11 protein-coding genes are annotated in these 16,027 nt (G+C 59.5%); all 11 read right to left on the bottom strand.

Features of this window, described 5'->3' with window-relative positions; all coding sequences use genetic code 11:
• Positions 1-63: 63 nt before the first annotated feature.
• The 11 genes from GVL50_RS22835 to GVL50_RS22785 all read right to left on the bottom strand — a co-directional run bounded on the left by GVL50_RS22835 (position 64) and on the right by GVL50_RS22785 (position 16,005).
• Positions 64-360 (bottom strand): DUF2845 domain-containing protein, encoded by a 297-nt coding sequence (locus GVL50_RS22835; protein WP_159815142.1) that lies wholly within the window; start codon positions 358-360, stop codon positions 64-66.
• Positions 360-3,311, bottom strand: a complete 2,952-nt coding sequence (locus GVL50_RS22830; RefSeq protein WP_159815141.1) for a DUF748 domain-containing protein — start codon at positions 3,309-3,311, stop codon at positions 360-362. Before GVL50_RS22830 ends, GVL50_RS22835 begins: the two co-directional genes overlap by 1 nt.
• Positions 3,312-3,510: 199 nt before the next feature.
• The gene (locus GVL50_RS22825; protein ID WP_053123910.1) at positions 3,511-4,527 is read right to left on the bottom strand and encodes a class I SAM-dependent rRNA methyltransferase; all 1,017 of its coding nucleotides are present in this window, start codon (positions 4,525-4,527) and stop codon (positions 3,511-3,513) included.
• A gap of 139 nt (positions 4,528-4,666) precedes the next feature.
• Positions 4,667-5,539: an oxygenase MpaB family protein gene (locus GVL50_RS22820; RefSeq protein ID WP_159815140.1), complete on the bottom strand. Its 873-nt coding sequence runs from the start codon at positions 5,537-5,539 to the stop codon at positions 4,667-4,669.
• A gap of 51 nt (positions 5,540-5,590) precedes the next feature.
• Complete coding sequence (acs, locus tag GVL50_RS22815; RefSeq protein WP_159815139.1) at positions 5,591-7,528, bottom strand: acetate--CoA ligase; 1,938 nt, start codon at positions 7,526-7,528, stop codon at positions 5,591-5,593.
• Positions 7,529-7,781: 253 nt separating this feature from the next.
• Positions 7,782-9,446 carry a glucose-6-phosphate isomerase gene (gene pgi / locus GVL50_RS22810; RefSeq protein ID WP_053123903.1) on the bottom strand — a complete coding sequence of 555 codons (1,665 nt, stop codon included), beginning with the start codon at positions 9,444-9,446 and terminating at the stop codon, positions 7,782-7,784.
• 436 nt (positions 9,447-9,882) lie between these two features.
• Positions 9,883-10,743: a pantoate--beta-alanine ligase gene (gene panC, locus GVL50_RS22805; RefSeq protein WP_159815138.1), complete on the bottom strand. Its 861-nt coding sequence runs from the start codon at positions 10,741-10,743 to the stop codon at positions 9,883-9,885.
• Positions 10,740-11,540 (bottom strand): 3-methyl-2-oxobutanoate hydroxymethyltransferase, encoded by an 801-nt coding sequence (panB, locus tag GVL50_RS22800; protein WP_159815137.1) that lies wholly within the window; start codon positions 11,538-11,540, stop codon positions 10,740-10,742. The genes panC and panB overlap by 4 nt, the downstream gene beginning before the upstream one ends.
• A 399-nt stretch (positions 11,541-11,939) precedes the next feature.
• Positions 11,940-12,425 (bottom strand): 2-amino-4-hydroxy-6-hydroxymethyldihydropteridine diphosphokinase, encoded by a 486-nt coding sequence (folK, locus tag GVL50_RS22795; RefSeq protein ID WP_053123898.1) that lies wholly within the window; start codon positions 12,423-12,425, stop codon positions 11,940-11,942.
• Between the two features lie 4 nt (positions 12,426-12,429).
• The gene (locus GVL50_RS22790; protein ID WP_053123896.1) at positions 12,430-13,833 is read right to left on the bottom strand and encodes a polynucleotide adenylyltransferase PcnB; all 1,404 of its coding nucleotides are present in this window, start codon (positions 13,831-13,833) and stop codon (positions 12,430-12,432) included.
• Positions 13,834-14,568: 735 nt separating this feature from the next.
• Entirely contained in the window at positions 14,569-16,005 is a 1,437-nt protein-coding gene (locus GVL50_RS22785) for a sigma-54 dependent transcriptional regulator (protein ID WP_159815136.1), read from the bottom strand.
• Positions 16,006-16,027: the final 22 nt, after the last annotated feature.

The following is a 16,027-nucleotide window of genomic DNA, read 5'->3' as shown; positions in this document are numbered from 1 at the left end:
TGTATTGACTGATACACCGCTTTCGCGAGCAAGCCCGCTCCCACATCGGATCTGTGTTAGCAGTTAGTTACCGCGTTTGCTGGTGATCTGCCGCAGGCGATTGCCTTCAAAGCGCAGGTATTGGTACATGCCGTTGTTCGGCCCGTACGTCCATTCCTCGACCTGAAACTCTTCACGCCGATTGGCGCTGCGCTTGTAACCCAGCGGATCGCGACCAACCGGTTCGCCGCACTTCTGCAGCACTTCGCTGGCGCGGTCGCCGAGGCTGACCAGTTGGCTGCCGCAGCGCAACGTATCCGACGCCCAGACGTGGCTGGCAGCCAGCGTCAAGGCGATCGCCGCCAGCCACTTGCCCGTCATTACTCGGCGTCCAGATGCAGCGGCGTGATCACCCGACCATCACTTTCAGCCTGACCGAGATTGGCGTCGATGAAGTACACGCGGTCATCGGCCAGTTGGCCTTTGTCGACCAGATAATCCTTGATGCTGCTGGCGCGATCCTGACCCAACTGACGCAGCAGCACATCGCTGCCACTCCAGAACTTGATCACGCCTTCACGCATTTTCGCCGTGCGTTCTTCCTTGCCCAGATCCTTCCACTCAGCCGGCGGCTGGGTTTTCAGACGGGTGCGATAAATGCCTTCGAGCAGCGGGCCTTTTTCGCCTTCGGGTACTTCAATCAACGACGCCTGAGCCGGGACTTTATCGCCACGGCGCTGGAGCATCTTGTAGTAGTTGTACTGATATTCACGTTCCAGACGCTGCTCGGCGATCAACGGACCATCGCTGCTTTGCGCGGCGGTGCCTTCGATTTCCAGACGCAGGGCAGGGCGTTCTTTCAGCGCTTGCGATAGTTTCACCAGCGCGCCTTCGGCATCTTTGCTCAATTCGCTGGAGCCCGGCGCGAACGACACGGTGCCGAGGTCTTCGGAACCGCCACCGCTGACCAAACCGCCAATCAGCTTGAACGGCGCCGCTGCGGCTTTGACGATCAGGTTGCGCAGGGTCTGCCAGACAATCGGCATCACGCTGAACTGCGGATTGTTGAGGTCGCCGGTCACCGGCAATTCGATGGAGATTTTGCCGTCGACGTCCTTGAGCAGCGCAATCGCCAGTTTCAGCGGCAGGCTCACGGCGTCCGGGCTGTCGACTTTCTCACCGAGCTGCAACTGTTCGACCACCACTTTGTTCTCGGCTTTCAGTTGGCCTTTGGTGATCAAGTAATGCAGGTCGAGATTGAGTCGTCCCTTGCGGATCCGGTAACCGGCGAACTTGCCGGAATACGGCGTAAGCGTGGTCAGCTCGACGCGTTTGAAACTGGTGGCGATGTCGAGGCTGGCCATCGGGTCGAAGGGATTGACCGCGCCCTTGATGGTTACCGGTGCATAGCGGTCGACCTTGCCCTTGATGTCGACGCTGGCCGGTTTCGCCTGACGGCTGTCGATGGTGCCGATCTGACCGTTCAGTTGTTGGATCGCAGTGGCGAAGTTTGGCGTCAGGCTGAAGTCGGCGAAGTTGGCCGAGCCGTCATTGATCGCAATGCCGCCGATATGAATGCCCAGCGGTTTGTCCTTGCTGGCCGGTTTCGCCGCAGTGGATTTCGCGCCACTGTCGGCCGGTTGCGGGATCAGCAGATCGTCGATGTTGGTGGTGCGATCATCGTTGATCATGAAGCGCGCGTACGGCTGGAACAGGTTGACCTTGTCGATCGACAGGCTGTCACCGTGCTGATAATTCAGGCCTTCGATCACCACTTGCTGCCACTTGAGGAAGTCGCGTGTTTTCAGGGTGTCGAGGGTGTGCAGTTGATCGATCTGCGCGCGGCCGGTCACGCTGAGGGCCAGCGGCTCGGTGCTCTTGAGGTTGACCTTAAGGTCACTGCCGAGCATGCCGCTGCGCAGTTCCAGACGAATAAACGGGTTGATGTAGGACTGTGCGACACGCAGGTCGATGTCCTGGGTTTTCACATTGAGCTGGGCGTTGACCGGCGCCAGATTGACCGTGCCGTCGGCGCTGAGCTTGCCTGATTTGCCCACGCCGCTGTCGAGTTTGACCTTGAAGGGCGAGCCGTTGAGGCTGTCGAAATCCTGCAGATCAATGTTCAGCGGCGTGATATCCAGCGCCACCGCAGGCGTGGCGGAACGGTCGGCGAGGTGAACGGTGTAATCACGCAGTTGCACGTCTTTGAGTAGTACTTGCCATGGTTTGCTTGGCGCTGTCGGTTCGGCTTTCGGCGAATCGGCAGCGGCCGGTGTGCTGGCCGGTTCGGCGGCGGCTTTGGCGGCGGGTTTTGACGGTTGGCTGGCGAACAGTTTTTGCCAGTCGAGCTGGCCGTCGGCTTCGAGGGCGGCCCAGGTTTCCAGTTTCTGGCTGCGGATCTTGCCGACCACCACGTGTTGCTTGGCCAGATCGATGCTGGTGTCGCTGACGTCGAGGCGCTCAAGCTTGGCCAGCGGGCGGCCATCCGGAGCGCTGATAGCGAACGGCGCGATGCTGACGTTGACGTTGTTCAGCAGCAGTTCGGTTTCTTTCGACAGATTGAGTTTGTATTCGGTGCTGAGGCTGACCACGCCGTCGTTGAGTACCAAAGGCACCGAGTCACGCACGTAAGGCCAGAAGGCTTTCATCTTGCCGTCGGTGACTTTCAGGGTGCCTTCGGAAGTGAACGGGATCAGGCTGAAATTGCCGCTCCAGTCAATTCGTCCGCCGGCCGGGCCGATCGCGACGAGGGTCATGTCGGCGCTGTCTTCGGGCAGGGTGCTGAGGTTTTTCAGTTCGAAGCTGAGGTCGTCGTAAAGGAATTCGATCGGCTCGCTCGGACGCACGTCCTGAAAGTGCACGACGCCGCTGGCCAGTTTGATGTTGTCGATGCGCAGCGGGAACGGTTTGGCGTCGGGATCGGCCGGAACCGGTTCGCTGGCCGGCACGTTGAACAGGCCAAGCAGATTGAGCTTGCCGTCTTTGGCGAAGAGGATTTCGGTCTTCGGCTTGTCCAGTTCGATGTTCGCCAGATGCAGGGCTTTGGTCCACAGACTGTCGATTTGCAGGTCGGCGTACAGGCGTTCGAAGCCCACCTGCTCTTTGCCCGGTTCACCAATAACCAGGCCCCACAAGGTGACCTCAAGGCTGAACGGGTTGAGTTCGATGCGCTGGATATGCGCCGGCACCGTGGCGTAATTGGCCAGTTGCTGGTTGGCCACTCGCAGGGCAATGCCCGGCAAAATCAGAAACCCCAGCAGGCTGTAGAGGGCCAGCGCAGTCAACAAGGCGCCAATCGCGCGAATCAATCCTTTGGTCATGTGCGGCTTCATCTGTCTGAATCGAAGTGCCTTGGAGTATGGCACGCGAATCTGGTTCCGAAGTACATCGCATGGGTCAGGATTGTTCAGATTTGTCTGGAAATATGCACGACTGTGTAGAAGCTGCTGAAGGCTGCGATCTTTTGATCTTGTTTTAAAAAAAGACAAAATCAAAAGATCGCAGCCTTCGGCAGCTCCTACAGGGATCTTCTTATAGCTGCAGGATCAGGGTTTTCAGTGGCGGTTGCTGATCCATGGACGGGAAGTCTGCACCCGGGGTCATCACGCTCCACTCACGCACCGGGCGGCCGGCCTTTTCGGCGCAGCGCAGGACTTGTTCGCGCCAGTCGTCCATGCTGACTTTCGCCAGATTGTTGCAGCAAATGAGTACGCCGTTGTCGGCGGTGGTCAGCAGCGCGGGTTTCAGCAGGCTTTGATAATCGCGCAGCAGGTCAACGGTGCCGAATGCGCTCTTGGCCCAGGCCGGCGGATCGAGCAGCACCAGATCGTACTGACGCTGTTCGAGGCGCTGGTAGCTTGGCAATTTCTGCCCGCGACGCTGGCTGATCGGCAGGCCGGCGAGTTGGCGGATGGCCGGAAAATAATCCGACTGAATGAATTCCATCTCCGGCAACTGTGGATTGAGCAAACCGTTTTCGCGACCGACCGCCAAGTTACCTTCGGCGAAATCCAGATTGCACACTTCACGGGCGCCACCGGCTGCGGCACTGAGGCCGACGCCGCAGGTGTAGGCGAACAGGTTGAGCACGGATTTGCCTTTGGCGTGCTCCTTGACCCAGCCGCGCGTGTTGCGCAGGTCGAGGAACAACAGCGGATCCTGCCCGGCGTGCCGCCCGCGCACGCGGTAATTGAGGCCCCATTCGTGACCGACCAGATCAACCAGTGCGGCGTCTTCGGCTTTGTAGACGCTGTCTTCACGGTCGATGCGCGAGTTGCCACGGGAGCGGTCGTTGTAGACCAGCAAGGTTTCCAGGCCCAGGGTTTGATTGACCATCGCGTGCAGTTGCAGCAGGTCGTCACGCTCAAGCGTCTGGTGAAAACTCTGCACCAGCAGTTGCGGGCCGTAGCGGTCGATGGTCAGACCGCCGGCGCCTTCCTGGCTGCCGTGGAACAGCCGATAGCAATCGGTGCCCTGGCTGTGCAGCACAGCGAGCAAGTCCTGGCGTTGATCGAGGGCGGCGCGCAGCGCCTGATTCAAGGAAGACATGCATGCGCCTTGCTGGAGAGAATTGGGGCGCGGGAGTTTAACAGCTTGGCGGGGAACCGAGTTAAGCCCTTCGCGAGCAAGCCCGCTCCCACATGGGAACGCATTCCAAATGTGGGAGCGGGCTTGCTCGCGAAGCTTTTCAGGTCGGCAGGCCCATACGACGTTTGGCTCTCTGCACCGAACCATTGCGCATCGCCCAGCGCAGCATCGGTGCGCTGCGTTTGACGCTGGCGCGAATCAACTGGCGTTGCAGCGAACTCTGCCGCACCTCGAGCATGTCGCTGGCCCAGTCCGGCAGTAGATCAATGCCAGCCTTCATCATCAAATCGCCAAACGGTCGCGCCAGAACACTCGGCGCCGGTGCGGCCAGCAACAAACGCAAAACCTCACGGCTGCGTTCATCGCACAGCAATTGCGGACGCAGGCGTTGCAGATAATCGGCCACGGCCTGCCGCGACTTGGGCACATCCCTCGCGCCTAGGCGTTCGGCGACCACGGCGATCTCGGCGTAATAACGATCCTGATCAGCCAGCGACAACTGCGGATTGCGATAGCGCAAATGCGCCGCCAGAAAGTTGCTGACCTCGGCCACATGCACCCACGTCAGCAAGTCCGGATCACTGGCCGCATATGGTCGGCCGTCCGGTGCGGTGCCCACCACTTGCAGGTGAATGGTGCGGACTTTCTCGATCAACCAGTCGGCATCCCGCCGGGAGCCAAACGTGGTGCCGGAGACAAACTGGCTGGTACGCCGCAAGCGCCCAAGCATGTCCTGACGAAAATTCGAATGATCCCAAACCCCGGCCAGCGCCAGTGGATGCAGGGCTTGCAGCAACAACGCGCTGATGCCGCCGATCAACATGCTGCTGAAATCGCCGTGCACCTGCCAACTGACCGAGTCGGGGCCGAACAGGCCGGGATCGCCCTTGGGGTTTTCCAGATCGAGCTGGCCGAGGGACAACCCGGTCAGGCTCATGAGTTGGTTTTCGATGCGACTGCGGATGAATTCCATGACCACTCAGTGAAGAAGGGCGGGCGCGGCCGGTTGACCGCGCCCGACGTGTTACTGATTGAGGCGCTTGTCGATCAGGCCTTGCACCACGCTCGGGTCGGCCAGGGTCGAAGTGTCGCCGAGGCTGTCGAGTTCGTTGCAGGCAATCTTGCGCAGGATGCGGCGCATGATCTTGCCTGAGCGGGTTTTCGGCAAGGCCGGCGCCCACTGGATCAGATCCGGTTTGGCGAAGCTGCCGATTTCCTTGCTGACGTGGGCGAGCAATTCTTTCTTCAGTTCGTCGTTGGGCTCGGTGCCGTTCATGGGCGTGACGAAGGCATAGATGCCCTGACCTTTGACGTCGTGCGGATAACCGACCACGGCGGCCTCGGCGATGCTGTCGTGCAGCACCAAAGCGCTTTTCACTTCAGCGGTGCCAATGCGGTGGCCGGACACATTGATCACGTCATCGATGCGCCCGGTGATCCAATAATCGCCGTCCTCATCGCGCCGCGCGCCGTCGCCGGTGAAGTAATAGCCGGGGTAAGGTTTGAAATAGGTGTCGACCATCCGTTGTGGGTCGCCATAGACGCTGCGAATCTGCGCCGGCCAACTCGATTTGATCGCCAGCACGCCGCTGCCGGCGCCTTGGATTTCCTTGCCTTGCTCGTCGAGCAACACCGGTTGCACGCCGAACATCGGCTGTGTGGCGCAGCCCGGTTTGATCCGCTGCGCACTGACCAGCGGGCTGAGCATGATGCCGCCAGTTTCGGTCTGCCACCAGGTATCGACAATCGGGCAGCGCTGTTCGCCGACCACGTTGAAATACCATTCCCACGCTTCCGGGTTAATCGGCTCACCGACGCTGCCGAGTAATCTGAGGCTGGCGCGCGACGTTTCCTGCAACGGTTCGGCACCTTCGCGCATCAATGCGCGCAGGGCGGTGGGCGCGGTGTAGAAAATGTTGACCTTGTGTTTATCGATGACCTGCCAGAAACGTGAACTGCTCGGATAGCTCGGCACGCCTTCGAACATCAATGTGGTCGCACCGTTAGCCAACGGGCCGTAGACGATGTAGCTGTGGCCGGTGACCCAGCCGACGTCGGCGGTGCACCAGAACACTTCGCCGTCACGGTAATCGAGCACGTATTTGAAGGTCATCGCCGCTTGCAGCAAGTAGCCACCGGTGGTGTGCAGCACGCCTTTGGGTTTGCCGGTGCTGCCGGAGGTGTAGAGGATGAACAGCGGATCTTCGGCGTCCATCGGTTCCGGCGGACAATCGTCGCTGACGTCGCGCACGGCCTGGTGATACCAGAGATCGCGACCTTCGACCCAGTCGACCTTGCCTTGAGAGCGTTCAACCACCACGACGGTGCTGACGTCCGGGCAACTTTGCAGGGCTTTATCGACGTTCTGCTTCAGCGGCACAAACTTGCCACCGCGCACACCTTCGTCGGCGGTGATCACGGTGCGGCAGTCGGCATCGAGAATGCGGTCACGCAGGGAATCGGGAGAAAAGCCGCCAAACACCACCGAATGCACCGCGCCAATCCTCGTGCAGGCGAGCATCGCGTAAGCGGCTTCGGGGATCATCGGCATGTAGATGCACACCCGGTCGCCTTTTTTCACGCCACGGCTTTTCAGCACGTTGGCCAGGCGGCAGACATGGTGGTGAAGTTTTTTGTAAGTGATTTGTGCCGATTCGGCGGGGTCGTCGCCTTCCCAGAGCAGGGCGGTTTGATCGCCGCGTTGTTCGAGATGGCGGTCGATGCAGTTGTAGCTGACGTTCAGTTTGCCCCCGGCAAACCAGGCGGCTTCACCGGTTTTCAGGTCACAGCGCTGAACGGTTTGCCACGGCGTGCTCCAGTCGAGGAAGCGCGTGGCTTGCTCGGCCCAGAAGGTGTCGGGGTGTTCAATGGATTCGCGGTACAGGCGCCGATAATCATCCTGACTCAATTGCGCAGCCCGGCGGACGGCATCGGCTTTGGGGAACGTGCTGATATCGAACATGACGGTTCCTTATTCTTGTTGTGCGAAGAATAAAGATGCGCCGAGAGGGCGAAGGGTTCAAGCCGGATCAGGAATCTGATGGCTGTCCTCCATTTTGAATACACCCCAAAACCACTGTAGGAGCAGAGCTTGCTCGCGAAAGCGGTGGTTCAGCCAACACAGATGTTGAATGACATACCGTCTTCGCGAGCAAGCTCTGCTCCTACAAAGGTTTCTGTGCCCACAGGATTTGCCTGTGGGCTGAGCCATCAAATCACCCGCGGTGACGACCGCGGAAGTAGTTGATCAGGCCCTGGGTGGACGGGTCGTCAGCGGTGGTTTCATCGCTGCCCACCAGACGGTTGTAAACGCCTTTGCCCAGTTCCTTGCCCAACTCCACGCCCCACTGATCGAAGGCATTGATGCCCCAGACCACGCTCTGCACGAACACTTTGTGTTCATACATCGCCACCAGTGCGCCGAGACGACGCGGGCTGATGCGTTCAACCACGAGGGTGTTGCTCGGACGGTTGCCCGGGATCACCTTGTGCGGTGCAAGTTTGTGCACTTGCTCTTCGCTCATGCCTTTTTCGCGCAACTCGGCTTCTGCTTCCGGCAAAGTCTTGCCGAGCATCAGCGCCTGGCTCTGCGACAGGCAGTTCGCGTACAGCCACTGATGGTGGTCAGCAACCGGGTTGAAGCTGACGATCGGCACGATGAAGTCGGCCGGGATCAGTTGCGAACCTTGGTGCAGCAACTGGTGGTAAGCGTGCTGACCGTTGCAGCCGACGCCGCCCCAGATCACCGGGCCAGTATCGGTCGACACCGGGGTGCCGTCCTGACGCACGCTCTTGCCATTGGATTCCATGTCCAGTTGTTGCAAGTGCTTGGTGATGTTGCGCAGGTAGTGGTCGTACGGCAGGATCGCGTGGCTTTGCGCGCCCCAGAAGTTGCCGTACCACACACCCAGCAAGCCCAACAGCACCGGCATGTTCTGCTCGAATGGCGCAGTCTGGAAATGCTGGTCCATGGTGTAGGCACCGGACAGCAATTCCTTGAAGTTGGACATGCCGATGGCCAGCGCAATCGGCAAACCGATCGCCGACCACAGCGAGTAACGACCGCCAACCCAGTCCCACATCGGGAAGATGTTTTCTTCACGAATACCGAACGCCACAGCTGCGGCGTTGTTGCTCGAGACGGCGATGAAGTGGCGATACAGCTCGGCTTCCGAACCGCCCTGCGCCAGATACCAGGCACGTGCGGCCTGAGCGTTCTTCAGGGTTTCGAGGGTGTTGAAGGATTTCGACGAAACGATGAACAGCGTGGTCTCGGCGCGCAGTTTCTGCGTCAGCTCGTGGAATTCGCTGCCGTCGATGTTCGCCAGATAATGGCAACGCACGCCTTTCTGCGCGTACGACAGCAGTGCTTCGGAAACCAGCTCAGGGCCGAGGAACGAGCCACCGATGCCGATGTTGACCACGTCAGTGATCGGCTTCTCGGTGTAACCGCGCCACAGACCGTCGTGGATGCGGCCCACGAGGTCGGTGATCTGGTTCAGTACTTTGTGGACTTCCGGCATCACGTTGACGCCGTTGACCGACAGCTTGTCGCCCACCGGGCGGCGCAGGGCGGTGTGCAGCGCCGGGCGGCCTTCGGAGGTGTTGACGATTTCGCCTTCGAACAGCGCTTTGATCGCGCCCTTCAGATCGACTTCATTGGCCAGACCCACGAGCAGATTGCGGGTCTCGGCGTTGATCAAATTCTTCGAATAATCGAGAAACAGGCCGCAGCTGCTGAGGGTGAACTGGTTGAAGCGCTGCGGATCGGCGTTGAAGGCCTCGCGCATGCTGAAATCCTGCATGGCTTGACGGTGATCTTTCAACGCTTGCCAGGCGGGCAGAGCGGTAACGTCTTGAGGAGTGAGGTAATACGCCATCGCTGCGGTTTTCCTTTTTACTTGAACGGCTTCTGAACACGGATCAGACCGGCGCGCCATGTTTGGGTGCGCGGTCAACTGCGTCTACACGATTTATCGACGCAGGGCGAATACAGTAAACCTCGCGCTGCGATCTGTCTTGACTTCTTCTGACCTGATCCCTGTACTTTTTTAACATTTAATACAGAGAGTGGCCGACAAACGGAGGGGGAGGGCGAGGTCGGGCAAGCTGAACCTCCCGGGTTGGAATCGAACGGCGGGCAGTGTGCCCGAAGGCTCTGGGGGCGGCAATACAGCTGATATGCAATCGTTCATGCGCCGAAAACCACTGTGGGAGCGGGCTTGCTCGCGAAGGCGTCGTATCAGTCGACATGTTGGTCAACTGATAGATTGCATTCGCGAGCAAGCCCGCTCCCACAGGGGGGACTGCGGTGTTTTAAGAGGGGGTGTCGAGATTCAGGTGCAGGTTGTCGATCAATCGCGTAGTACCGAGGAACGCGGCCAGCAGAATCACCAGATCACGGTCTTCAGCCGTCGCCGGACGCAAGGTCAGCGCTTGGCGGATTTCCAGGTAATCCGGGCGCAGGCCCGCCGCTTCCAGCTGTTGCAGCTGGGCACTGATCAGCGCCGGGAAATCACGCTCGCCTTGCTTGATCGACTCGGCAATAGTGCTCAGCGTGCGATAAACCACCGGAGCTACCGCGCGTTGTTCCTCATTAAGGAAGCCGTTGCGCGATGACAGCGCCAGACCATCCGCAGCGCGTACGGTCGGTTCGCCGATGATCTGGATCGGCATGTTCAGGTCATGCACCAGCGCGCGGATCACCGCCAGTTGCTGGAAGTCCTTCTGACCGAAAATCGCCAGATCCGGCTGCACCATGTTGAACAGCTTGCTGACCACGGTCGCCACACCTTCAAAGTGTCCCGGACGGCTGGCGCCGCACAGGCCTTCGGACAGTTGCGGCACGCTGACCCGGGTCTGCCCGGCCATGCCGTCGGGGTACATTTCCTCAACGGTCGGCGCGAACAGCAGGGAGCAACCGGCTTCAAGCAGTTTTTCCTGATCCGCCGCGAGGGTGCGCGGGTACTTGTCGAGGTCTTCGCCGGCGCCGAATTGCAGCGGGTTGACGAAAATGCTCGCGACCACGAAGTCCACGCGTTGCGTGGCTTTGGTCACCAGGGCGACGTGGCCGCTGTGCAGGTTGCCCATGGTCGGCACGAAGCCGATGCGCTTGCCTTCACTGCGCGCGCGGGCGACGGCGGCGCGCAGTTCGCGTACGGTTTTTACGGTGTTCATGCAGAGAATCCGTGTTCGATGCCAGGGAACGTGGCAGCTTTGACTTCGCTAACGTAAGCCTTCAATGCGGACTGGATGTTGTCCTGGTCGTGCATGAAGTTTTTGACGAATTTCGGTACGCGACCGGTGATCGACAGACCGAGCATGTCGTGCAGCACCAGCACCTGACCGTCGGTATCCGCGCCGGCGCCAATGCCGATAACCGGAATTTTCACCGCCTGGGTGATTTCCGCAGCCAGTTCGCTTGGCACGCATTCGAGCAACAGCATGGACGCACCGGCCTGCTCCAGCGAGATCGCATCGGCACGCATCTGCCGCGCTTGGTTTTCGTTGCGGCCCTGCACTTTATAGCCACCAAGGATGTTCACCGCTTGCGGGGTCAGGCCCATGTGCGCGCACACCGGCACACCGCGTTCGGCGAGCAGACGGATCGACTCCGCCAGCCACAGCTGACCTTCGACCTTGACCATGTGCGCACCGGCCTGCATCAGCATGGCGCTGTTCATCATGGTTTGTTCGAGGGTGGCGTTGGCCATGAACGGCAAATCAGCCAGGATCAGGGCGTCGGTGTTACCGCGTTTGACGCACGCGGTGTGGTAGGCCATTTCTGCAGTGGTCACCGGCAAGGTGCTGTCGTGACCTTGCAGCACCATGCCGAGGGAGTCGCCCACCAGCAGCACTTCGACACCGGCCTCGTTGCAGGCGTGGGCGAAGGTCGCGTCATAGCAGGTCAGCATGGTGATCTTTTCACCTTTCTGCTTGAGGCTCTGGAGCGTGGTCAGGGTGATGGCTGGCATGTAAAAAATCCTCGTTCAGGCGCTCTGGAAACTACTGCGAGTAACGCGCGTGATTCTTCATTTACTCAGGCGCACGCTCTTTTGTCGTGCTTATAAGGCCTGGATTGCGCCCGTATGTGCCGGGTTGGCGGCAGCGGGACGCCTATAGTCGTGAGGAGAACCGAGGAAGTCAATTGCGTGTGTTACCGCATTGTTACGAGGCGAGTGTTACCGACGTTACTGATGCGATTCAGCGGCGCGGCGGGCCTGATTCGAGGAATTTTTGTCCGACAATAAATCTGAATATAGAAGGCTATTCCCTGTAGGAGCTGCGGAACGCTGCGATCTTTTGATCTTGCTTTTGAAGATCAAAAGATCGCAGCCTCGTTTCACTCGACAGCTCCTACAGGGAGAGTTGTGTCAGGGGTGGGGCAGGCGTTCGAGGCCGATGAAAGGGCAGGCGGCGAGCAGGTCGGCCAAGGTGCGGCCATCGGGCAGATGGAGATCCGCCGGCGCCAGTTCGGCGAGCGGATACAGCACGAACGCGCGTTCCTGAATCTGGTAATGCGGGACTTTCAGCCGTGGTTCGTCGATCAAGCGATCACCGAACAGCAGAATATCCAGATCCAGCGTACGAGGCCCCCAACGCTCAAGGCGTTCGCGGCCTTGGTCATTCTCGATTGCTTGCAAGGCGTCGAGCAACTGAATCGGGGAGAGCGAGCTGTCGAGCGCTGCAACCGCGTTGGTATATCGCGGTTGGCCCGGCAGCAATGAATCGCTTTGATAAAAGGCAGAAACGCCAGCGACCAGGGTTTGCGGCAATTGCCCCAGCGCCTCGACGGCGCTGCGCAATTGTTCGGCGGGGTCAGCGAGGTTGCTGCCCATGCCGATGTAGATGCGTTCCATGCTTTTACTCGCCGGTCGAAGCGCTCGGGGCGCCGGCGCGTTTGCGCTTGGAACCGCCGCTGCGGCGACGTTTGCGTGGCGCCCCGCTGGCGTCATCACCTTTGCCGCTGAGGTCGCGGATCATGTCGCGACGCTCGCTTTCGTTGGCGTCCTGATAATCCGTCCACCATTCGCCGAGGCCGTCAGTCTCTTCGCCGGCGCTTTCACGCAACAGCAGGAAGTCGTAACCGGCGCGGAAACGCGGATTGTCCAGCAACAGGTCGGCGCGTTTGCCGCTGCGGCGTGGCAAGCGTTCCTGCATGTCCCAGATCTCGCGGATCGGCATGGTGAAACGCTTTGGAATCGCGATGCGCTGGCACTGTTCGGCGATCAGCTCGTGGGCGCCTTCCTGCATTGCAGGGATCGGCGGCATGCCACGTTCTTGCAAGCGCAACACGCGGGCCGGCAAGGCGGGCCACAACAGCGCGGCAAACAGGAACGCCGGGGTCACCGGTTTGTTCTGCTTGATGCGCAGGTCAGTGTTGGTCAGCGCTTCGCTGATCAGCGTGTGGGTGTATTCCGGGTTGTGTTCCAGCGCATCGGCACTGGCCGGGAACAGCGGGGCGAACAGTTGCAGATCGACCAGCATTTCGAAGGTGATCGCGCCGTGTCCCGAGAGGAACAGCTTGAGCACTTCTTCGAACAGACGCGCCGACGGGATCTCGCGCAGCATCGGCGCCAGCTCGCGGATCGGCTGCACGGTGTGCTTCTCGATGCCGAAGTTGAGCTTGGCGGCGAAACGCACGGCCCGCAGCATGCGCACCGGGTCTTCCTGATAACGCTGCTTCGGATCGCCGATCAAACGGATCAGGTGATTGCGGATGTCGTGCACGCCGTTGGCGTAATCGAGGATGCGCTCGCTGACCGGATCGTAATACAGGGCGTTGATGGTGAAGTCGCGGCGTTGCGCGTCTTCTTCCAGCGTGCCGTAAACGTTGTCGCGCAGAATCCGCCCGCTTTCGTTACGCGAAGACTGATTGCTGTCTTCGTCGTCTTCATTGACCGGGTGATTGGCACGGAAGGTCGCGACTTCGATGATTTCGCGACCGAAATGGATATGCACCAGTTTGAAGCGACGGCCAATGATCCGCGCGTTGCGGAATTCGGCGCGGACTTGCTCGGGGGTGGCGCTGGTGGCGACGTCGAAATCCTTGGGCGTGATGCCCAGCAGCATGTCTCGCACGCAACCACCGACCAGATAAGCCTGGTAACCGGCACCTTGCAGGCGTTCGACAATATTCACCGCATAGCGGCTGAACTGCGTTTTCTGCAGCGAGTGTTGACCGCTGTTGAGCACTTCAGGGGTGCTACGGATGTGTTGCGTACGACGCACGGGAGTTCGGAATGACTGGAACAACTTCTTCAGCATGGGATGCACTGTTTGAAGGAATGTTCGGCCATACCAAAGAATGACCGCATGATGGGCGCAGATTCTAGCATTTAGTCGGGGGATGGTGTAGGAGACAGCAGCTTCGAGCTGAAAGCCGCAAGCTACAAGGGTGAAACGGGGGTAAAACAGGGAGTTTTTTACAGAAGGGAGAAACTACAAGGGGAGCCGAAGCTCCCCAAGAAGTAGTTGCGTGCTCTTTTTATTATTGATTCGGGCTTCTTGTTTTTGTTGAGTGCCCTCGCCACGAAGCTTTTCCTTCGTGACCCTCCCAATCGGGAGCCAAGAGCAAACGGATTGCTTTGGTCGCTGAATTGCAGTGATCTTACGATCCAACCAGTACAGGCTCTGTCTTAGGACAGTTTTTGTTGTTCTCGGCCTGGTCGTGGGGCAAGCCCCAAATACAACGCCTCTCCAAAAGAATCAGTTAGCTGCGCCTCTCGCCGTCTTGTTTTTATTGTGCGTGAGTCGATTCGTCTTATTTTTATTGTCTTGTGCATTGCTTGTTATTGTTCTTGTACCAAACATATAGCAGGGGTCGTGCCAACTTTTGCGAAACCCCGTAAAACAAAGGGTTAGGTCGATATAACCGTTTTCTCGGGGCGAAAAAAAGCCGGGGTTTCGTTACCGATAACCCCGGCTTCTGTTACGTGAAAAGACTGAGGTAACAGTTTTTTCACCTCTTCAAGCGTTACCCGCACACTCGACAGGTAACGTTCAGCTCTCGCTGGCGACCCCGGTCTTGCGCCGTGGAATGCCCAGACGCTGACGGCGTTCCCACAGACATTTACGGCTGACGCCCAGTTTGCGCGCCAGTTCGGTCTCGGTCATGTGATCCTGATGCTCAAGGACGAAGTGCTGGAAGTAGTCCTCCAGCGACAAGTCTTCGGTCGGCTCATGGCTGCTGTTGCTGGCGTTACCACCGGTTTGCGGTGGCAGGCCGATGAACTCGTCATCGTCCAGATCGCTCAGTTCAATGTCGATGCCCAGCAGTTCCGCAGAGATTTCCGGGCTTTCGCTGAGAATCACCGCGCGCTCGACTGCGTTTTCCAGCTCGCGCACGTTACCCGGCCAGGAATAGTGACGAATGGCCTGTTCGGCATCGGCAGCAAATTTCAGGTCGGTACGGTTGATGCGCGCGCTCTGGCGAGCGAGGAAGGCTGTGGCGATTTCGTTGACGTCGGCACCGCGTTCGCGCAGCGCTGGCAATTTCAGGGCAATCACGTGCAGACGGTAATAAAGGTCTTCACGGAACTGGCCGATTTTCGCCAGGCTCTTCAGATCCCGGTGCGTTGCGGCGATCAGGCGTACATCGACCTTCTGCGACTGCACCGAACCAACACGGCGAATTTCGCCTTCCTGCAACACGCGCAACAGGCGGGCCTGAGCTTCCAGTGGCAGTTCGCCGATTTCGTCGAGGAACAACGTGCCGCCGTCCGCTGCTTCGACCAGACCGGCACGCCCGGCGCTGGCGCCGGTAAACGCGCCTTTTTCGTGGCCGAACAGTTCGGACTCGATCAGGCTTTCCGGAATGGCGGCGCAGTTAACCGAGATCATCGGTGCCTTGGCGCGTTTCGACAGGTTGTGCAGAGCGCGGGCCACCAGTTCTTTACCGGTGCCGGACTCGCCCTGAATCAACACATTGGAATCGGTCGGCGCGACTTTGCGGATCTTGCTGTACAGATCCTGCATCGGCGGGCACGAACCAATGATGCCGATTTCGCCGTTGCTGTTGTCAGTGGCGGGTTTGCCGCTGCCATTGGCCGGTTTGCTGGCAACCGCATCGCCGGCAGCCGGAGCCGATTGGCGATCACGCAGAATCCGCGCGACGGCCTGGAGCATTTCATCGTGGTCGAAAGGCTTGGCGATGTAATCCACCGCGCCCATCTTCATCGAGTCGACCGCCGAGCGCAGGCTGGCGTAACTGGTCATGATCAGCACCGGCGTGCCCTGGCCGAGCTTGATCAGCTCGGTGCCCGGCGCGCCCGGCAAACGCAGATCGCTGACGATCAGGTCGAACGTAGGAATGGTGAAGCGTTCTTGTGCTTCCTGCACTGAACCGGCTTCGCTGACCTGGTACTGGTTACGTTCCAGCAGGCGGCGCAAGGCGGAGCGGATAATTGTTTCGTCTTCGACGATCAAAATGTGCGGCATTGATTCGATACTCTCGACGGTC

Source organism: Pseudomonas sp. 18058, assembly GCF_902706155.1.
Lineage (GTDB): Bacteria > Pseudomonadota > Gammaproteobacteria > Pseudomonadales > Pseudomonadaceae > Aquipseudomonas > Aquipseudomonas rustica.
Note: the sequence above shows the minus strand (reverse complement) of the source record. Positions and strands in the feature narration are given on the sequence as shown.